Origin of the sequence: Terrabacter sp. BE26, from assembly GCF_041941675.1 — a bacterium.
Taxonomy (GTDB): domain Bacteria; phylum Actinomycetota; class Actinomycetes; order Actinomycetales; family Dermatophilaceae; genus Terrabacter.
In genome coordinates this window covers 667,013-686,238 of sequence record NZ_CP090122.1, presented here as the reverse complement: position 1 = coordinate 686,238, position 19,226 = coordinate 667,013, and the positions used below count along the sequence as shown (strand labels likewise).

The following is a 19,226-nucleotide window of genomic DNA, read 5'->3' as shown; positions in this document are numbered from 1 at the left end:
CATGAAGAAGCTCTTGACCGGTGCGCTCGCACTGGCACTGTCCGTCTCCCTCGCCGCCTGCTCGAAGTCGGGTGCAGGGGACGGCGGGCCGTCGGCGACTGCTCCGGTCGGGTCGAGCACGTCGAGTGCGCCGGGCCCGACGAGCACGGACACCGGGACGGCGACCGACACCGTGCCCCCAACGCCCACGGACGGCTCAGGCACCACCGCAGGCACCGCCATCCCCAGCGTGACGGCGGGCCCCGCTGACCAGTCCACGCCGGAGGCGGCCATGACCTCCTGGCTCGCCGCGATGGTCTCGGGCGACGGCAACACCGTCTGCCGGCTGATGTCCACGGGCGGCAAGCCGATCCCCAGCATCCCCGGTGCGGCAGCCGCCTGCGGCACGAGGATCACGCCCATGCTCGACCAGCTCAAGGAGCTGGGCGCCGCCTTCAAGGGCCTCCGGATCACCGGAGCCACGGTCAAGGGCGACACCGCGACCTTCGACAGCGTCACCACCGAGCCGGCGCTGGCCGCCGACGTCGTCCGCAGCTTCAAGGCGGTCCGCATCGGCGGCAAGTGGTACATCACGCAGGGCTGAGTCCGCACGGCTGACCCTCCTTCAGGGCGTATGCCGGCCCGCGCGGTCCGCGGGCGCGACCGGACGGCATACGGCTCGGGACACGACGGCACCCGGCCGGGGGCGTGCCCGCGCGTCGCTGCGGCGCGGTCGCAGCACGTCAGCGTCCGGTCAGGCGTGTGTGATGATTTGGTCAGGACGTACGGGGCCGCGTCAACCGCGGGCTCCGGGGAGGAGTGTGTCGTGAAGGGTCGGGTACTGGTCGTCGACGACGACCTCGCACTCGCCGAGATGCTCGGGATCGTGCTGCGCAACGAGGGGCTCGAGGTCACCCACGTGGCCGATGGCTCCGAGGCCGTGGCCGCCTTCCGTGACTCGCGAGCCGACCTGGTGCTGCTCGACGTCATGCTTCCCGGGCTCGACGGCATGGAGGTGTGCCGCCGCATCCGCGCCGAGAGCGGTGTGCCGATCGTCATGCTGACCGCCCGCACCGACACCGTCGACGTCGTCGTGGGCCTCGAGTCCGGCGCCGACGACTACGTCGTCAAGCCCTTCAAGCCCCAGGAGCTCATCGCCCGGGTGCGGGCCCGGCTGCGCCGCGGCGACGAGCCCGCACCGGAGAAGCTCGCCATCGGCGACCTGGACATCGACGTCGCCGGCCACTCGGTCAAGCGCGACGGTCAGCCCCTGTCGCTGACGCCGCTCGAGTTCGACCTGCTGGTCGCCCTCGCGCGCAAGCCGTGGCAGGTGTTCACCCGCGAGGTCCTCCTCGAGCAGGTGTGGGGCTACCGCCACGCGGGCGACACCCGCCTCGTCAACGTCCACGTCCAGCGGCTGCGGTCCAAGATCGAGCACGACCCCGAGCGCCCCGAGATCGTCGTCACCGTCCGGGGCGTCGGCTACAAGGCGGGCCCGTCCTGACATGAGCCAGCGCGCGGCCACCGGTGGACCCGCGGGCCTGGCCTCGCGGGCCGGCTCGCTGCTGCGCGGCCTCTGGCAGCGGGTCCTGCACCTGTGGCGGGCCTCGCTCGGCTTCCGCGTCGTCGTCGTGACGATGCTGCTCGGCATCCTCGTGCTCGCCGCCGTCGGCACCTACCTCTACGGCTCCATCGCGCAGGGCCTCGTCGACAGTCGCCAGCGCATCGCCGCCGAGGACAGCCTGCGCGACGCGACCGACGCCCAGGGCCAGTTCGACTCGACCGACCAGACCGACACGCAGGCCAAGCTCACTCAGTTCGCCACCACGCTCATCAACTCCTACCGGCGCGACGCCGGGAACGAGACGCGCTACGTCGTGCTGACGCGCTTCGACGACAACTCCTCCCCGGTGATCGTCGGGCCCATCGAGAGCGGCAGCGTCGGAGTGCGCTTCATCCCCGACGAGCTGCGCCGGCAGGTCGCGGCCCAGCCGAGCCGCCAGCACCTGCAGGTGGCGACCATCGACGAGGGCAACAGCAGCGTCTCAGCGGTGATCGTCGGGCAGAAGGTCGTGCTGCCCGTGGCCGGCGACTACGGCCTCTACTTCATCTACCCGATGGACCGCGAGCGCGAGATCATCAGCTTCATCGGCCAGACCTTCCTCTTCGGAGGTGCGGCCCTGACGGTGCTGATCGGCGCCATCGCCTTCGTCGTGACGAGACTCGTCGCCGACCCGGTCCGGCGCGCAGCGGCCGTCGCCGAGCGCTTCGCCGAGGGCAACCTCGGCGAGCGCATGCGGGCCAAGGGCGAGGACGACCTCGCCCGGCTCGCCAACTCGTTCAACGGCATGGCGGCCTCGATCCAGCAGCAGATCGCCCAGCTGGAGAACCTCTCCCGCGTCCAGCAGCGGTTCGTCTCGGACGTCTCGCACGAGCTGCGCACCCCCCTGACGACCATCCGGATGGCGGGCGACCTCATCCACGACTCCCGCGCCGACTTCGAGCCGACGGTGGCCCGCTCGGCCGAGCTGCTCCGCGGCGAGCTCGACCGGTTCGAGGAGCTGCTCGCCGACCTGCTCGAGATCTCCCGCTTCGACGCCGGTGCGGCGCAGCTCGAGGTCGAGGCCGTCGACCTGCGCAGCTGTGTGGAGCGCGCCGTCGACGCGCACCGCACCCTCGCGGCGCGCAAGGGCACGCAGCTCGTCGTGCGCACGCCCGCCACGCCGGTGCTGGCCGACATGGACTCGCGCCGCATCGAGCGCATCCTGCGCAACCTGGTCTCCAACGCCGTCGAGCACGGCGAGGGCAAGCCCGTCGAGGTGACGGTGGCGGACAACGACACGGCTGTCGCCGTCACCGTGCGCGACCACGGCGTCGGGCTGCGCCCGGGGGAGGCGGCACTGGTCTTCACCCGGTTCTGGCGAGCCGACCCCGCTCGGGCGCGCACGACCGGGGGCACGGGCCTCGGGCTCGCCATCGCCCTGGAGGACGCACGCCTCCACGGCGGGCGGCTGGAGGCGTGGGGCGCCCTCGGCGAGGGCTCCTGCTTCCGGCTCACGCTGCCGCGGAGGGCCAATGCCACCATCACCGGCTCCCCGCTCCCGCTGAGCCCCCTCATCGCTGAGGCCGCTCGGGCCCGCGCACTGCGCGACGGCAAGCCGGGCTCGCAACCGACGGGGCCGACCGGTCAGGGCGGTCAGGCCGGCGAGGCGGGGGCGAACGGACCGGCGGACGACGACACCGTCCGCCTGCGTCGCATCGTCGTCGAGCGATCGCCATGACGCCCCTCAGCGTGAGGGCGCGTGTGCTCGTGTGCCTGCTGATGGCGGCCTGCTCCCTGCTGGCCGGCTGCGGTGGGTTGCCGGGCACCGGGCCGGTCGTCGAGGGGCGAGCGCTCGGTGAGGTGCTCAACGAGCCCGTACGGGTGGTGGCCGTGGGTCCCGTCGACGGGGCGAGCCAGGAGGCCATCGTGCGCGGCTTCCTGCGCGCGGGGGAGGACATCGACGAGACGCACGCGACGGGCCGCTCCTTCCTGGCGCCCCAGTCCGTGGACCTGTGGCGCTGGTCGAGCGAGGACGTCGTCGTCTACGACGGGGACCTGTCCCTGCGCCGCGTCGGCGACGACCAGGTCGAGGTCAGCGCAGCCGCCCTGGCCAGGCTCACGCCGGACGGTCGCTACCTGGAGGAGCCGCCGGGGGCGCGCGAGAAGGTCACCTTCGGGCTGACCAAGGTCGGCGGTGAGTGGCGGCTCGAGCTGCCCCGGGACGGTTTCGGGCTCTGGCTCGACAACGATCAGTTCAACCGTGTCTACACCAACCGCTTCGTCTACTACGTGGGCCGCGGGGGTCGCGACCTCGTGCCCGACTCGCGGTGGTTCCCCATCGGCACCCGCCTGGCCACGACGCTGGCCCGTGCACAGCTCAGTGCCGTTCCCGACCACCTCGCCGGTGCTGTCACGACCGGCGTCCCGGCCGGCACCCAGCTCGCCGTCAACGCCGTGCCGGTGACCGGGGGCAAGGCACAGGTCAACCTCAGCAGCGAGGCGCTGTCGGCCGACCCTGCCGCGCGAGCTGCCATGTGGGCGCAGCTGACCAAGACGCTGAGCCAGATCTCGTCCGTGGGGTCGGTCTCCTTGGCGGTCGACAACACCCCGCTCGAGCTCCCCGGGGGCGTCACGTCGGTGACCTCGGCCGCGGACCTCGGTTACGACGTGGCACAGAAGAGCTTCTCCGACACCGCCCTGCTGCGCAGCGGCGACACGATCCGCCGCATCGACCCGCGCTACGTGCCGGACACCGGCGCGGCCAGGCGACCGGACCTCAAGCCCAAGGGTGGTGACGTCGGCCAGATCCCGGACGCCTGGGTCGACCTCGCGCTGTCCGTCGACAGCAGGCAGGTGGCGGCGCTGTCTGCGGACCGCGGCGTCCTGTCGGTCTGGCGCACCACCGAGCAGACGCGCCGGTTCCCGTCCTTCGCGACGTCCCTGACCCGGCCGGTCTTCGACATCAACGGCTACGTCTGGGTCGCGGGTCGCGACGGCTCCGGGCACGGCCGGGTCTTCGTGCTCGACTCGGTGTCCAGCGACCCGGCCTCGTCCCCCAAGCCGATCAGCACGCCGTGGCTGGGCGGTCGTCGGGTCAAGGCCCTGTCCGTGTCGGCCGACGGCGCCCGCGTGCTCCTGGTGACGACCAACGCCTCGGGCGGCGACGAGCAGCTCGGCCTCAGCGGGATCGTGCGAGCGACGAACGGCGAGCCGCAGTCACTGGCCCGCCCGCTGCGCCAGGCGCAGTCGCTCACCCGCATCCAGGCCGTCACGTGGCTCGATGCGTACAGCTATGCGGTGCTGGGCCAGATCGGCGCCACCGACCCCATGCGTCCCTGGCTCGCGACGATCGGCGCGGGGGTGGACGGCACGCGAGCCGGCCTGGGGCGCCTGAGCGCCGTGCCCGGCGCGGTCGCCATCACGACGGTGGGTGGACCCCGAGGCCTGCTGCTCATCACGAGCGACAACCGGGTCCTGGCCCGAGCCGGTTCCACCTGGCCGCTCATCGAGCACGGCAGTGACGTGCTCGTTCCCGGCGGCTGAGCGACACCGTCGACACCGTCGGCACCGTCGGCACCGTCGGGCCCAGGGCAATTCGTCCACACCCCCGGTCGCGAGAGCTCGCTCCTCCACAGGCGTACGCGTCGGCTCGTCCTCGTCCCGGCTTTCCGCTGGTCTGGGACTGATGCCGACGTCGCGGTTGCGGTCGGGTGCGCCTGCGCCGGTGCCCACCGCGCGGGAGCCGGGCTGCCGGTGGAGCGTCGAAAGGTCGAGGGAGGTCGGGTGGGCCCGGATGGTGACGGCTGGTCACTCACGTCGTCGGCGGCGACCGCGTTGTCGCGGCTGCGCGCCTCGGACCTCGTCGACCTCGTCCTGCCTCGCCAGTGCGGCGGATGCCTGCGAGCGGGCGACGACTGGTGTCCCCGGTGCGCCCGCGCCCTCGCCGGCCTGGCCTTCGACACCTCCGCCGGCGGCAGGGGGACCGCGAGGGGCACGGGCCCGCAGACGGCCGACGTCGGCGTCGGCGTCGGGGGAGGAGGCCCGTGGGTGGTGCCGCACCCCGCTCCCGACGGCATGCCACGGGTGTACGCCTGGGGTGTCTACGCCGACCCGTTGCGCGCCGCCGTGTCGGCGTGGAAGGACGCCGGGCGTCGTGACCTGCGCGCCGTCCTGGCGCCCCTGCTGGCCGAGTCGATCGCCGGGGCCCTGCGGGGCGGCGGATGGCAGGACGGAGTGGTGCTCGTCATCCCTGCGCCGTCGTCCCGGCGCGCCGTGCGGCAGCGGGGAGACACGCCGATGGAGGGCCTGTGCCAAGGGGCCGTCGCGGCGCTCGCCGGTCACCCCGGTCCGGTCCTGCGGGTTGCCCCCGCCCTGCGCCACCTTCGCCGCGTCGAGGACCAGTCAGGGCTCGGCACGTCGGAGCGCAGGGGCAACCTGTCCGGCGCGCTGGAGGTGAAGCCTTTGTGGCAGAGGGTCGTTCACGGCCGTCGGTGTGTCCTGGTCGACGACGTGGTCACGACGGGCGCCACTCTCGCGGAGGCTGCTCGAGCCCTCCGTCGTGCCGGCGCGGGCGCCGTGGTGGGGGCCTCCATGGCCGCGACCCAGCGCACGAGAGGGTGACTCGACACGGCCCCCGAGGGTAGGTGAGGCGCACATCGGAGGCGGTCTCGTGTGATGTTCGATGCCTTGGTGGGCATGCCTTCCAGTGAGAGCGCCACGCCACTAGGGTCGAGTCATGAACCCCCGTCCCGGGGGTGCGGCACAGGGGCCGCCCGCCAAGGGGACGCGATCGACAGGAAGGGGTGGTGCGGCAGCATCGGCGGGCCTGTCCAAGGTGACCAGAGCCCTTGAACCACTCTCACTGCACCGCACGAAGAAGACGTGCGCGATCAAGGAGGAACTGTGGAGATCGTCGTCACTGGACGCCACGTCCAGATCCCCGACCGATTCCGTGAGCAGCTCGACGAGCGGCTGGCCAAGGTTCCGGCCCTCGCCCCCAAGGTCCATCGCATCGACGTCGTGGTCACCCACGAGCCCGTCGGGCATGGGTCCGAGAAGGTCGAGATCACGTGCCACGCGAAGGGCCCCGTGATCCGGGCCGAGGCTTGTCTCGATGACAAGTTCGCGGCCCTCGACGCGGCCGTGGACAAGCTCATGGAGCGACTGAGGCGGATGCACGACAAGCGGCGGGTCAGCCGCGGACGACGACTCCCGGAGTCCGTCGCGCGTGCGACGGCGCGTGTCGACGCCTCCGCAGGCGGTGCGGTGGAGGAAGCCGAGCCGCTCGAGAGCGCCAACGGCCAGGTCGACGACCTCGATCGCTTCGGAGCCCTGGGCAACTCGCCCATCGAGGTCCGCGAGAAGGTCCACGTCGCGGCTCCCATGACCCTCGAGGTGGCGGTCAACCAGATGGAGCTCGTCGGACACGACTTCTTCCTCTTCCATGACGTCGAGACCGGCCGGCCGAGCGTCGTCTACCGCCGTCGAGGCTGGAGCTACGGGGTGCTGCACCTCGAGATGGTGGTTGACGCCCCCGCCGCAGCCACCGGCTGATCCCTGCTTCCCTGTCGACGGCCGCCGGCGGTCGCCGACCGTGCCGGAGTCGGGGCCGCGCCTTCCCCCTCGGGAGCGCCCCGACTCCTTGGCGTGCGGGGCACCCGAGTGCACGCCGGGGGTGGAAGCGTCACGACTCGCGCGGCGCTGCCCGCGCTTCGTGGGCGGTCTGGGACAAGATGGACCCGTGAACCTGCCACCCGACGTCATCCGGGTCCTCATCGTCGACGACCACGCGCTCTACCGCCGGGGCCTGCAGACCGTGCTCGCGGTCGAGGACGGCATCGAGGTCGTGGGGGAGGCGGCCGACGGCGTCGAGGCCGTCGACCAGGCCGAGGAGACCCTGCCCGACGTCATCGTCATGGACGTGGGCATGCCCAAGCGCGGCGGCATCGACGCCTGCCGCGTCATCAAGCAGCGCGTTCCCTCGGCGCGCATCCTCATGCTCACGAGCTCCGACGACGAGGCCAACCTCTTCGAGGCGGTCCGTGCCGGCGCCAACGGCTACCTCCTCAAGGACGTTCCGCCGGAGGAGGTGGCGGCCGGCATCCGCAGCGTCTTCCACGGCCAGTCGCTGCTCTCACCGCTCATGGCGGCCAAGCTGCTCAACGAGTTCGCCCAGATCAGCCAGCGCGCGTCGGTCCCGGCGCCGACACCGGGGTTCGAGCTGCCGCGCCTGACGCAGCGCGAGCTCGAGATCCTCAAACGAGTGGCCCTGGGCCGGCTCAACCGCGAGATCGCCAATGAGCTGTTCATCTCCGAGAACACGGTGCGCAACCACATCCGCAACATCCTCGACAAGCTGCAGATGCACTCGCGCATGGAGGCGGCGATGTATGCGGTGCGCCAGCGGCTCATCGACCCCGGCGAGTGAATGACGAGTGCGCGTGGGTGACCGGTCGGTGAGCAGCTGGTGACCAGGGGAGCGGCGAACGGCGCCGCCCTCGTGGGCTCCTCCGCGCGGGCCCTGACGCGGGGGCAGGCACGGCGCGTCGCCATCGCCGCCCAGGGCTTCCTCGACCCGCGGCCCGAGCCGTTCGCCGCCACCATGCGGCACGTGCAGCGGGTCGTCGACCGGGTCGGGGTCGTGCAGATCGACAGCGTCAACGTGCTGACCCGAAGCCACTACCTCCCGTTCTTCTCGCGTCTGGGTCCCTACGACACGGCGCTCGTCGACCGCGCCCGCGACCGGGCCCCACGGCGCCTCGTCGAGTACTGGGCGCACGAGGCGAGCCTCCTGCCGCTGTCGACCTGGCCGCTGCTCGACTTCCGCATGCGCGCGGCGGCCGAGAAGGCCTGGGGCGGGATGCGCCGGATCCTGCAGGAGCGTCCCGACTACGTCGACCTCGTGCGCGCCGAGGTGGAGGCGCGCGGACCGATGACGGCCCGAGAGGTCGAGGTGGCCCTCGCCCACGACCAGCCGCGCCGCAGCGACCACTGGGGCTGGAACTGGTCCGACGTCAAGCAGGCGCTCGAGTACCTCTTCTGGGCCGGGCAGATCAGCTCGGCCGGGCGCACGAGCCAGTTCGAGCGCCGGTACGCCGCCCTGGCCACCACCGCGCCCCCGGCGCAGCGGGCGGCCTGGACCGAGCGTCCCGGCGCCGAGGCCGACCCCGACCGCCACGTCGAGCTGGTGCGCATCGCCGCGCGCGCTCACGGCGTAGCCACCGAGCCGTGCCTCGCCGACTACTTCCGGATCCGGCGCGAGGACGCCCGCCCGGCCATCGCCCGGCTCGTCGCCGACGGCGAGCTCGTCCCCGTGACGGTCCCGGGCTGGAAGCCGGCCTGGCTGCACGCCGAGGCACGGTTGCCGCGCCGGGTCCACGCGGAGGCCCTGCTCAGCCCGTTCGACTCCTTGGTGTGGACGCGCGACCGCATCCACGCCCTCTGGGACTTCCACTACCGCATCGAGATCTACACGCCGGCCTTCAAGCGCGTGCACGGCTACTACGTCCTGCCCTTCCTCTTCGGCGACGCGCTCGTGGCCCGCTGCGACCTCAAGGCCGACCGGGCGGCCGGCGTGCTGCGGTGCCACCGCATCACCTGGGAGCCCGGCGCCCCGGCCGAGGCGCGCCCGGCGCTGCTGCGCAACCTCGAGGCGATGGCCTGCTGGCTCGGCCTGGACTCCCTGCACGTCGTGGACGCACGGCACGACGTCGAGGACGGCTGAGCCGGGGGGGGGCGACACGGCATACGTTCTCGGGTCATGCTGGAACCGGGCCGCTCGCCGATGCGTTGGTCGTTGTGTCCGGAAGGCGGCTAGCCTAGGGCGGGTCCCGTGACCTCTCACGGGCGATGGAGCCCGCCCTCCGGGCGCGTCCACACGTTCAGTCGGGAGTGAGATCACCAGATGGCCGTCATCGAGAAGCTGCTTCGCGCCGGCGAAGGCCGGACCCTGAAGAAGCTCCAGGGCATCGCCAAGCAGGTCAACGCCCTCGAGGCCGACTTCGAGAAGCTCACCGACGAGGAGCTGCGCGACGAGACCAAGGGCTTCCGCGAGCGCCTCGACAACGGCGAGACCCTCGACATGCTCCTGCCGGAGGCCTTCGCCGCCGTCCGCGAGGCGAGCAAGCGCACCCTGGGCAAGCGGCACTTCGACGTCCAGCTGATGGGCGGCGCCGCCCTGCACCAGGGCAACGTCGCCGAGATGAAGACCGGTGAGGGCAAGACGCTCGTCGCGACCCTGCCGAGCTACCTCAACGCGCTGTCCGGCAAGGGCGTGCACGTCATCACCGTCAACGACTTCCTCGCCGAGTACCAGTCCGAGCTGATGGGCCGCGTCCACCGCGCGCTCGGCATGGAGACCGGCGTCATCCTGGCCTCGATGACGCCCGAGCAGCGGCGCGCCGAGTACGCCAAGGACATCACCTACGGCACCAACAACGAGTTCGGCTTCGACTACCTGCGCGACAACATGGCGTGGGATCCCAGCGAGCTCGTGCAGCGCGGCCACAACTTCTGCATCGTCGACGAGGTCGACTCGATCCTCATCGACGAGGCCCGCACGCCGCTCATCATCTCCGGGCCGGCCGACCTCGCGACGAAGTGGTACGTCGAGTTCGCCCGGATCGCCGCCCGCCTGACCCGGGGCGAGGACGGCCGCGGCGACTACGAGGTGGACGAGAAGAAGCGCACCGTCGGCGTGCTCGAGTCCGGCATCGCCCGGGTCGAGGACCTCCTCGGCATCGACAACCTCTACGACACGGTCAACACGCCGCTCATCGGCTACCTCAACAACTCCATCAAGGCCAAGGAGCTGTTCAAGAAGGACAAGGACTACGTCGTCATGAACGGCGAGATCCTCATCGTCGACGAGCACACCGGCCGCATGCTCCCCGGCCGGCGCTACAACGAGGGCATGCACCAGGCGATCGAGGCGAAGGAGGGCGTCGAGATCAAGAACGAGAACCAGACGCTCGCCACGATCACCCTGCAGAACTACTTCCGCATGTACGGCAAGCTCTCGGGCATGACCGGCACGGCCCAGACCGAGGCCGCGGAGCTGAACTCGATCTACAAGCTCGGCGTCATCCCGATCCCGACGAACCGCCCGATGATCCGCAAGGACCAGCCCGACCTCGTCTACCGCACCGAGGTGGCGAAGTATGACGCCGTCGTCGACGACATCGCCGAGAAGCACGCCGCCGGCCAGCCCGTGCTCGTGGGCACCGTCTCCGTCGAGAAGAGCGAGTACCTCTCGCAGCAGCTGAAGAAGCGCGGCATCAAGCACGAGGTCCTCAACGCCAAGCACCACGAGCGTGAGGCCGCGATCGTCGCCGAGGCCGGTCGCAAGGGAGCGGTGACCGTCGCGACGAACATGGCCGGTCGAGGCACCGACATCATGCTCGGCGGCAACTCTGAGTTCCGGGCCGTGGCCGAGCTGAAGAAGCGCGGCCTCGACCCCCACGAGACGCCCGAGGAGTACGAAGCCGCTTGGGACGAGGCCCTCGCCAAGGCCGAGCAGGAGGTCGCGGCCGAGCACGAGGAGGTCACCGGGCTCGGCGGCCTCTACGTTCTCGGCACCGAGCGGCACGAGTCGCGCCGCATCGACAACCAGCTGCGTGGTCGTTCCGGACGCCAGGGCGACCCGGGCGAGTCCCGCTTCTACCTGTCCCTCAACGACGACCTCATGCGCCTGTTCAACGCCGGACTCGTCGACCGCTTCATGCAGACCGCCGGCATGGAGGACAACGTGCCGATCGAGTCCAAGATGGTGACCAACTCGATCCAGAAGGCGCAGGGCTCGGTCGAGGCGCAGAACTACGAGATCCGCAAGAACGTCCTCAAGTACGACGACGTCATGAACCGCCAGCGGCAGGTCATCTACGACGAGCGCCGCGCCGTGCTGATGGGCGAGGACCTGCACGAGCAGCTGCGCATGTTCGTCAACGACGTCGTGAACTCCTACGTGGACGCCGCGACGTCCGAGGGCTTCGCCGCCGACTGGAACCTCGAGAAGCTCTGGGACGCCATGCGCCAGGTCTACCCGGTGTCCCTGACCATCGACGAGGTCGAGGACATGGCCGGCGGCCGGCAGGCCATCACGGCCGACCTGCTGCGCGAGCAGCTCATGTCCGACGCGCACCACGCGTACGACCTGCGGGAGGAGTCGCTCGGCTCCGAGACCATGCGCGAGGTGGAGCGGCGCGTGGTCCTGTCGGTCCTGGACCGCAAGTGGCGCGAGCACCTCTACGAGATGGACTACCTCCAGGAGGGCATCGGCCTGCGCGCCATGGCCCAGCGCGACCCGCTCATCGAGTACCAGCGTGAGGGCTTCCAGCTCTTCGAGGCGATGATGGAGGCCATCAAGGAGGAGTCGGTCTCGCACCTGTTCTCGGTCGAGGTGCAGGTCCCCGGGCCGGTCGCCACGCCGGTGGGCGCGGCCCCGATGTCGGTTGGTGACCTCGTGGGCGGTCTCTCCGCCGGCCCGGTGGCGGAGGACACGACCGGAGCGGCGGCGCAGGCCCAGCCCGGCGCGGAAGCGCCGGCGCGCAAGCCGGTGGCCTCCGGGGTCCGGGTCTCGGGCGTCGACCTGGAGAGCGACGGCCAGCGCTCCGGAGCGCTGCGCTACACCGCGCCCGGCGAGGACGGCCGCGCCGTCGAGACCGGTGGCCAGCAGACGGTCGAGCGTCAGGCCGACCGCCGGGGCAAGAAGGTCAAGCGCAAGCGCCGCTGACCGCCACGCACGAGCGAAACGGACGTCCCGGGCACCGGCAGGTGTCCGGGACGTCGGCGTGACAGTCCCGTATGCCGTGTCCCACCTCACGGGCGCGTCGTGCGGGCCGGTGCGCGCCCCCGAGCGCCTCGTGGCATGTGGTCAGCCGATCGTCAGGGCCGTGACCAGCCAGCGTCCGTCGAAACCCTCGAGGCGCAGCGCCAGGGCACGGACGCGTCCGTGCGCCACGACGACGGCGCACGCCTCGACCACTCCGTCGGCAGGCTCGCACACGCGAACTCGCCGCACGACGGCCGGACGCCGGGTCCCGGAGAGGCGGCGTCGACCGGCGACCATCGCCTGGCGGGCGAGCACCGAGTAGACGGTCGGAGCGGTGTGGCGGATCAGCTGCGGGGCCGGCCGCTGGCCCGACACGATCTCGATGATGGCCTGGGAGAGGCGGCCCACGAGGGGTGCCGGGTCCGGCAGGGCGCTGCTGCGAGTCGGCTGGCGGCCGAAGTCCTCGTCGTCGCGCGCTCCGAAGAAGTCTAGCGCCAGGGCGTCCTGCGCGTACGGCTGCTCACCGTGCCAGGCCTCGTCCGCGCTGATGATGCGTGGGGCCGTCTGCGGGATGCGCCGGACGGTGAACGAGTCCCAGGCGCCGGCGGCGGCGCTCATCTGCGTGCTCCTGGCGCCACAGCGGTCGCGCCGGGGGCGGTCGCGCCGGGGACGGTCGCGCCGGGGACGGTCGCGCCGGTTGACCGGTCGTCCACGGCGCTCGGCGGACGCAGCTGCTGGCCGGGGACGAGGACATCGGGGTCCTCGCCGATCACCGCGCGGTTCGCGGCGTACCACCTGGGCCACTCGTGGGCCACCTGCGCGTCGGACGCGCCGGGCCCCAGATGCCGGGCCGCCAGGGACCAGAGGGAGTCGCCACGGTGGATGGTGACGAGGTCGTGGGTGGAGACGGCGACTCGAGGGACCGGTGCCAGCAGGTGCGGCCGGTCGGCGTCGTGCACCGGCGGCGGCGCGGTCGGGAGGTAGCCGGGGCCTGGCGCGGGAGCTGGTGCGGTCAGGTGAGCCGGGGCGGGGCCCGGGTGACTGGTGCCGGGCTGCCCCGGCGTGGGCAGGAAGCCCGGTCCCTCGCCGAGGCGGGAGCGGGAAGGGGCCGCCCCGTTCGAGGACAGGTCGAGGTCGGGGCCGTCCGTGGGGGTGAATCCCGGCGTGGGGCCGCCGCGCGTCGCCCCAGGGAGGCGGCCCAGTCGGTCGCTCCCGGCAGCCACGGGAGCGGACGCCGCGTTGGCGACGGGCGCAGCGGGCAGGGCGCACGAGCCGACGGCAGCCCCGAGCACGAAGGTGAGCGCCCTTCGCACCGCCAGCGGGGTGACCCGCTGCGCCACCTCTGCGGCCAGCCGACCGGCAGCACCGGGGAGCAGGGCCAGCGCCGAGAGCAGCGAGCCGAGGACCAGCCAGGCGGCGAGTCCGACCCCCGTCCAGGCGAGCAGCACCAGCAGGACGTCGTCGGGGCGTGCGGCGCCGGGCACCAGGGTCGAGGCCTGTCGAGCCAGTGTCAGCAGGAGCAGGAGCGCAACCGTGCCGACCGCGAGGCCGAGCATGCTCGCGACCAGCTCACGAGCAAGGGCGCCGTGCGGCGCAGCTGCAGGAGCCGGCGCGCGCAGCGGCGTTCGGGTCGCCCTCCCGTCGGGTCGTCCGGCTCGTGCCCGGGTGGTCGGTTCGGTGGTCGGTCCGGTGGTCGGTTCGCGGGACGGCTCGGAGGCCGGCGTCCAGTAAGTTCCCCTGTTCATTCATTCATTCAATGCAGTTTGCGTTCGTTTGGTCAAGTATGGATTTGGTCAAGACCGTTTCGAATGGCCGCGCGACGCGCTGGCGGGGAGGGTGTCCGTATGCGGTGGGACCGACTGTTCGAGGACCTCGAGGCGCAGCTCGCGCTCGAGGACCTGCGTGAGCTCGACTCGGAGGTCGCCGACCGCACCCGGCGCGAGCGGGCGCTGCTCGACGTGCACACCCGGCTGCTGGCGAATGTGGGCGCGACGGGGGTGGGCCTGCGACTGCCCGGACGGGTCCTCGGGGGCCGGCTCGTCGACGTCGGTCCGGACTGGGCCCTGCTCGAGACGGCGCCGCAACGGCCGGTGCTCGTGGCGCTCGGCGCCGTCCGAGCCGTGTCGGGCCTCGGTCGGGGTGCGCGCACGCCGTCGGTCGTGGCGAAGCGGTTCGGTCTCGGGGCGGCGCTGCGAGCGCTGAGCCGCGACCGCGCCGCCGTGGAGGTCTGCGATCTCGACGGCCGTCCGGCGACCGGCACCATCGACGTCGTGGGAGGCGACCATCTCGAGCTCGCCGAGCACGCGCCCGACGAGCCGCGCCGATCGCCCAACCTCACCGGGCGCCTGCTCGTGCCGTTCTGGTCGCTGGGGTCGGTGCGACGGCTCTGAGCGGGCTACTCCTCGCCGGCGCCGCCGAAGGGGTGCGCCTGCACGAAGGACTTGGTCTCGGCGTACATGCGTTGGATGTAGTTCTCGAGCTCGGTCGCCTCGACCCGCCACTGGCCCCTGCCGCCGATCTTGATGGCGGGCAGCTCGCCCGAGCGCACGAGGGCGTACGCCTGGGCTGAGGAGATGTTGAGGATCTCCGACACCTCGGCGAGCTGCAGGAACCGCTGGGCCACGTGAACTCCTCCTCTGTCACCGTCTCGGCGACGGCCTCGACCACACTCGTACCCGCCCGGCGTCGGGAGACCCGGGCGACGGCCATCCGGCTGCTGCTCGACGACGACGGCCCCTCGCACGACCCCAGCCGACACTGCCGTCGGCACGCGGGTTGCCGGGAGGGCACCGGATGGTGGTCCTCATCCTAGGGAGGTCCGGGAGCGGGCCGGCGCGTTGTCCCCAGCTGTGCGTCTGGGCGGGCGCAACGCCGGCGCCTGATGCAAGATGTTGCCGCGTCCTGCTTCCCTGTCCGGGGCGGCCGGGTGCGCCACCGACCAGCGGACACAGGGGACCCACATGACAGAGCTGGCCACACCCAGCGCCAAACGCCTGCAACGACCGTCCTGGCGCGACAGCCGACTTCTCGTCGGCGTGCTGCTCGTCCTCCTGGCGGCGACACTCGGGGCCAAGGCGGTGGCCAGCGCCGACGACCGGGTCCCGGTGTGGGTGGCTTCCGGGAACCTCGTCGCCGGAGACCGGATCGACGACTCCTCCTTCGTCCGCGCGGACGTGCGGCTCGGTGACGGCATGACGGGGTACTTGGGAGCAGACTCGCCGGCCCCGACCGGGTCCTTCATGCTCCGGGACGTCCGCGCCGGTGAGCTCGTCCCCGTCTCGGCGGTCGGTGGTGCCGACGCCGTCGATGTCCAACGGGTCACCGTGCGCGCCGACGCCCTGTCGACGACGGGCCTGGCGCGCGGCAGCCGGGTGGACGTCTTCGTCACGCCCAAGACCTCGACCACCAGTGGCTCGGCACGCGTCGAGACCAGGAAGGTGCTGGAGTCGGCAGCCGTGGCCGCGGTACTGACCAGCTCCGGTGGTTTCGGGTCGGGGTCGATGACGTCGGTGCAGATCTACGTGCCTGCCGCCAAGGTCCAGCCGCTCGTCGAGGCGGTCGACGCGGAGGCCAAGGTGACCCTGGTTCCCGCCGTGGGCGCCGTCTCCGGCGGTGGAGCGTGAGCGAGGTCCTGACCGCGCTGGGCCACCAGTGGGAGTCCGCCGTCGCCACGACCTTGGAAGGGCTCCGGGGCGTCACGGTGAGCCGGCGCTGCGCCGACGTGCCGGAGCTGCTCTCCGTCGCCGACGCAGGAGTGGGCGACACGGCAGTCGTGTCGTCGGACCTGCGAGGCCTCGACCTGGCGGTGGTCGACCGCCTGAGGGCCAACCGGATCCACGTGGTGGGCGTCCATCCGGCCGACGACGAGGGCGCCGAGCGCCGGCTGCGCCAGCTGACGATCACCGTCACCGTGCCCGTGGACGCGGGCGAGGACCGGTGGCTGCAGGCCCTCGACGGGGGGTCGGCGGCCGAGGACCTGGAGGCGGCGCTGCAGACGCCGGACGCCCAGTCGGGGCCGCGGTCCAAGGCCCGGTCCGGGTCCGTGTCGGACGCCGAGTGCGCCGCCGACTCCGGCCGGTTCGTGGGCCAGGAGGAGGTCCCGGACGGGACGGGGTGGCGTCCGGCGGGCGCGCCTGCCGCATCGTCCACCGACGACACCGGACGGGTCGACGTTCGACCCGGCGGCGGCGCTGCAGAAGGTGCCGACCCCGGCCGTGACTGCGGACCGCAGCGGGCACCCGTCATCGCGGTGTGGGGGCCGACCGGCGCGCCGGGACGCACGACCGTCGCCACCACCCTGGCGGCCGAGCTCGCGGCGCGAGGTGTCGAGACCCTCCTCGTCGACGCCGACACCTACGGGGGATGCGTCGCCCAGTCCCTCGGCCTGCTCGACGAGGCGCCGGGCGTCGCGGCCGCCTGCCGCGCAGCCGACCAGGGGCTGCTCGACCTGCCAGCACTCTCGCGCATCGCCCCGCAGGTGGTGCCCGGTCTGCGAGTGCTCACCGGCCTGCCCAAGGCCGAGCGCTGGCCCGAGGTGCGGGCGGCGGCCCTCGAGCGGGTCCTGGAGCTCGGCCGCGCCCTGGTGCGGGTCGTCGTGATCGACTGCGGGTTCTGCCTCGAGGACGACGAGGAGCTCAGCTACGACACCGCGGCGCCGCGCCGCAACGAGGCGACCCTGACCTCCCTCGCGGCGTCGGACCTCGTGGTGGCCGTGAGCGGGGCCGACCCCGTCGCCCTGCAGCGCTTCGTGCGGGGGCTGCAGGAGCTGGGCACCGTGCCCTCCGGCGAGCCGGTCGCGGTGGTCAACCGGGTGCGCGCGAGCGCCGTCGGGTCCCGCCCCGAGTCACGCATCGCCGACTCGCTCCAGCGGTTCGCGGGGCTCGGGTCGGTGCGGTTCGTGCCCGACGACCCGGCGACACTCGATGCCGCCCTCCTCGCGGGCCGCTCGCTGGTCGAGCACGCGCCGGAGTCGCCCGTGCACCGCGCCGTCGCCGACCTCGCCACCGGCCTGCTGCCGTGGACGGCGCGCGCCGACTGTCGGCAGCGCCGCGAGCAACGCAGGCGTGGGCTGCGCGGGCGCCGCTCCTCGGCCCCGGCCGAGGCCTGACCGTTCGACCCGCTGCGTCCCACCGTCGTCACCGACCGACCTCCGGCTGCTCGCCCTGCCCTGCTCGCACTCAGCTGCTGAAGAGGATCGTCAGGCCCCCGAGCGTGTAGAAGATCATCACGACCATGAGCGGGACCTGCCCGACCACCGCGACGCGGCGGTCGAAGACGGTGATCGCGCGCTCGTGGGCGGCGAAGACGCCGAGCACATGGCCAACGACGATGCTCACGGCCTGGATCGTCGCGACGAGCGTCGGCTGGATCAGGGCGTCGCCGGGAGTCAGGTCTGCGGTGCCGAGCAGGTCCGCCCCCGTGCCGAGCGGGTCGGTGAGCAGACGCCACGCGTACTGGCCCTGGTAGACCCACAGCGACCAGTAGTGCGCGACGAGATAGCCACCGGCGATCGGGATGAGCGACGGCGCGATGTCGCTCACGAAGGAGAAGGAGCTGGCGAACGGCTCGCGGGCCAGGCGCACCGACACCGCCGACGCGAGCCAGATCGTCACGGCCACGAGCGCGAAGAAGCCGAGCAGCGTCAGCGTCTTCAGCAGCGAGGAGGGCAGGGGTGAGCTCTGCACGAACGTCGCCCACGCGAGGTTGGCCGAGAAGCCGTCGTATGCCGTGCCGCCGAGCATGACGGCGACCGTCGGCACGAGCCCCCGCTGGCCCCGTAGCCCGTTGACGCCGTGCAGGGGAGTGCGCAGGACCCAACGGCCGTCGCGGCGTCGCCCGAGCGGCGAGAGCAGGCCGAGCAGCCGCGACCACACCTCGAAGGGGTCGGCGTCCTCGAACCAGGCTCGGCCGAAGACGGCGGCTCCGAGGACCGACACGGCGAGGAACCCGCCGACCAGCAGGCGTAGGAAGCCCAGTGACGTCTTGTCCTCCGCGACGAGCTCGACCCAGGTGAAGGCGCCGAGCCCGAGTGCGGCCGGCCACAGTCCCCACCGGTAGGGCAGCGCGGCGAGGTCGGGCGAGACCCGGGCCAGCCTCAGGAGGGCGGCGTGCAGGGCCCGCACGGGGTTAATGACCTTCCAGACCGGCCCCAGCAGCATCGAGGCGAACGCCAGGCCGACCCACAGCCACACGTAGATGACGTGCGGGACGGGGTTGCGGGCCGAGTCCGGGCCGAGGAAGAGTGCCGCGAGCGTCCACAGCGTGAGGGCGCCCGCCAGGATGCGGGCGGCGGTGCGCAGCGAGCGGGAGTCGAGCAGCGCCGCCAGCGGTCGGGGCAGGAGCATCCCGTCCGTGTCTCGCAGGCGAGGTTCTCGCCAGAGCGTGCCCAGGGCGACGAAGGAGATGACCAGCACGGCCACCGCAGCGACGACGAGTGCCGTGAAGGGCAGCGGCAGGTCGCTGCGGCTGCCCACGCCGTGGGCGGGCAGCACCGCGGGCATTACCGCGGGAAGGGCGGCGGCCACCAGTGCCATGGTCAGCGGACGGCGACCGTCAGCAGGGTCAGCGCCGGGTGGTGGGTCTCGACCTCGTAGACCCCCGGCTCCTTCCCGGTCAGCCGCAGGGTCGTCGCCCTGCCGGCCTTGAGCTGCGCCTCGACGTCGAACCCGTGGGCGTGCAGCTCGTCGTCGTGGTCGCTCGTCACCGACAGCTCGAGCGTCGACCCGACGGGCAGGTCGACCTGGGCCGGTGGCGGCGTCACGGTCGTACCGGTGACGCGCACCGCGAGGCGCTTGACGCTGCTGGTTGCTGCGACGCTGCCGGCTCCATCGGTCGAGGGCTGCGGGCCGGCGGACGAGCACGCGGCCGCGCCGGCCAGCGCCAGGACGCACACGGCATACGGGACGGTACGAAACGCTCGCATGGCCCCGATCCTAG

17 protein-coding genes are annotated in these 19,226 nt (G+C 72.4%); 12 read left to right on the top strand and 5 right to left on the bottom strand.

Going from position 1 to position 19,226, the window contains the following annotated elements; translation table 11 throughout:
- The first annotated feature begins 1 nt into the window (after position 1).
- From LQK93_RS03225 to secA, 9 genes are all read left to right on the top strand, one after another.
- Positions 2 to 583: a hypothetical protein gene (locus LQK93_RS03225; protein WP_374970136.1), complete on the top strand. Its 582-nt coding sequence runs from the start codon at positions 2 to 4 to the stop codon at positions 581 to 583.
- Between the two features lie 222 nt (positions 584 to 805).
- Entirely contained in the window at positions 806 to 1,483 is a 678-nt protein-coding gene (gene mtrA / locus LQK93_RS03220; protein WP_343992099.1) for an MtrAB system response regulator MtrA, read from the top strand.
- Between the two features lies 1 nt (position 1,484).
- Positions 1,485 to 3,260 (top strand): MtrAB system histidine kinase MtrB, encoded by a 1,776-nt coding sequence (gene mtrB, locus LQK93_RS03215; RefSeq protein ID WP_374970135.1) that lies wholly within the window; start codon positions 1,485 to 1,487, stop codon positions 3,258 to 3,260.
- Positions 3,257 to 5,065 carry a GerMN domain-containing protein gene (locus tag LQK93_RS03210; protein ID WP_374970134.1) on the top strand — a complete coding sequence of 603 codons (1,809 nt, stop codon included), beginning with the start codon at positions 3,257 to 3,259 and terminating at the stop codon, positions 5,063 to 5,065. Before mtrB ends, LQK93_RS03210 begins: the two co-directional genes overlap by 4 nt.
- 240 nt (positions 5,066 to 5,305) lie before the next feature.
- Complete coding sequence (locus LQK93_RS03205; protein WP_374970133.1) at positions 5,306 to 6,142, top strand: ComF family protein; 837 nt, start codon at positions 5,306 to 5,308, stop codon at positions 6,140 to 6,142.
- Between the two features lie 282 nt (positions 6,143 to 6,424).
- Positions 6,425 to 7,075 (top strand): ribosome hibernation-promoting factor, HPF/YfiA family, encoded by a 651-nt coding sequence (gene hpf / locus LQK93_RS03200; protein WP_374970132.1) that lies wholly within the window; start codon positions 6,425 to 6,427, stop codon positions 7,073 to 7,075.
- Positions 7,076 to 7,262: 187 nt separating this feature from the next.
- Complete coding sequence (locus LQK93_RS03195; protein WP_374970131.1) at positions 7,263 to 7,949, top strand: response regulator; 687 nt, start codon at positions 7,263 to 7,265, stop codon at positions 7,947 to 7,949.
- A 39-nt stretch (positions 7,950 to 7,988) separates the two neighbouring features.
- A complete protein-coding gene (locus LQK93_RS03190) occupies positions 7,989 to 9,245 on the top strand; it encodes a winged helix-turn-helix domain-containing protein (RefSeq protein ID WP_374970130.1) in 1,257 nt (418 codons plus the stop codon).
- 180 nt (positions 9,246 to 9,425) lie between these two features.
- A complete protein-coding gene (secA, locus tag LQK93_RS03185) occupies positions 9,426 to 12,251 on the top strand; it encodes a preprotein translocase subunit SecA (protein WP_374970129.1) in 2,826 nt (941 codons plus the stop codon).
- A gap of 141 nt (positions 12,252 to 12,392) precedes the next feature.
- On the opposite strand, the gene LQK93_RS03180 is transcribed toward secA, so the two are convergent.
- Together LQK93_RS03180 and LQK93_RS03175 are read right to left on the bottom strand one after the other, a co-directional pair.
- Entirely contained in the window at positions 12,393 to 12,908 is a 516-nt protein-coding gene (locus LQK93_RS03180; protein ID WP_374970128.1) for an Rv3235 family protein, read from the bottom strand.
- Entirely contained in the window at positions 12,905 to 14,035 is a 1,131-nt protein-coding gene (locus LQK93_RS03175) for a LysM peptidoglycan-binding domain-containing protein (RefSeq protein ID WP_374970127.1), read from the bottom strand. The genes LQK93_RS03180 and LQK93_RS03175 overlap by 4 nt, the downstream gene beginning before the upstream one ends.
- A gap of 99 nt (positions 14,036 to 14,134) precedes the next feature.
- Here LQK93_RS03175 and LQK93_RS03170 point away from each other — a divergent pair, with 99 nt between their 5' ends.
- Positions 14,135 to 14,680 carry a hypothetical protein gene (locus LQK93_RS03170; RefSeq protein ID WP_374970126.1) on the top strand — a complete coding sequence of 182 codons (546 nt, stop codon included), beginning with the start codon at positions 14,135 to 14,137 and terminating at the stop codon, positions 14,678 to 14,680.
- 5 nt (positions 14,681 to 14,685) lie between these two features.
- Here the strand turns inward: LQK93_RS03170 and LQK93_RS03165 are convergent, their stop codons facing one another.
- Complete coding sequence (locus tag LQK93_RS03165; RefSeq protein WP_142184595.1) at positions 14,686 to 14,913, bottom strand: helix-turn-helix domain-containing protein; 228 nt, start codon at positions 14,911 to 14,913, stop codon at positions 14,686 to 14,688.
- A 337-nt stretch (positions 14,914 to 15,250) separates the two neighbouring features.
- Here LQK93_RS03165 and LQK93_RS03160 point away from each other — a divergent pair, with 337 nt between their 5' ends.
- On the top strand, positions 15,251 to 15,913 hold the full coding sequence (locus tag LQK93_RS03160; RefSeq protein WP_374970125.1) for a hypothetical protein: 663 nt from the start codon (positions 15,251 to 15,253) through the stop codon (positions 15,911 to 15,913).
- Complete coding sequence (locus tag LQK93_RS03155; protein WP_374970124.1) at positions 15,910 to 17,397, top strand: CpaE family protein; 1,488 nt, start codon at positions 15,910 to 15,912, stop codon at positions 17,395 to 17,397. Before LQK93_RS03160 ends, LQK93_RS03155 begins: the two co-directional genes overlap by 4 nt.
- A 70-nt stretch (positions 17,398 to 17,467) precedes the next feature.
- On the opposite strand, the gene LQK93_RS03150 is transcribed toward LQK93_RS03155, so the two are convergent.
- Both LQK93_RS03150 and LQK93_RS03145 read right to left on the bottom strand, forming a co-directional pair.
- Positions 17,468 to 18,814 carry a hypothetical protein gene (locus LQK93_RS03150; protein WP_374970123.1) on the bottom strand — a complete coding sequence of 449 codons (1,347 nt, stop codon included), beginning with the start codon at positions 18,812 to 18,814 and terminating at the stop codon, positions 17,468 to 17,470.
- Between the two features lie 11 nt (positions 18,815 to 18,825).
- Entirely contained in the window at positions 18,826 to 19,212 is a 387-nt protein-coding gene (locus LQK93_RS03145; RefSeq protein WP_374970122.1) for a hypothetical protein, read from the bottom strand.
- Positions 19,213 to 19,226: the final 14 nt, after the last annotated feature.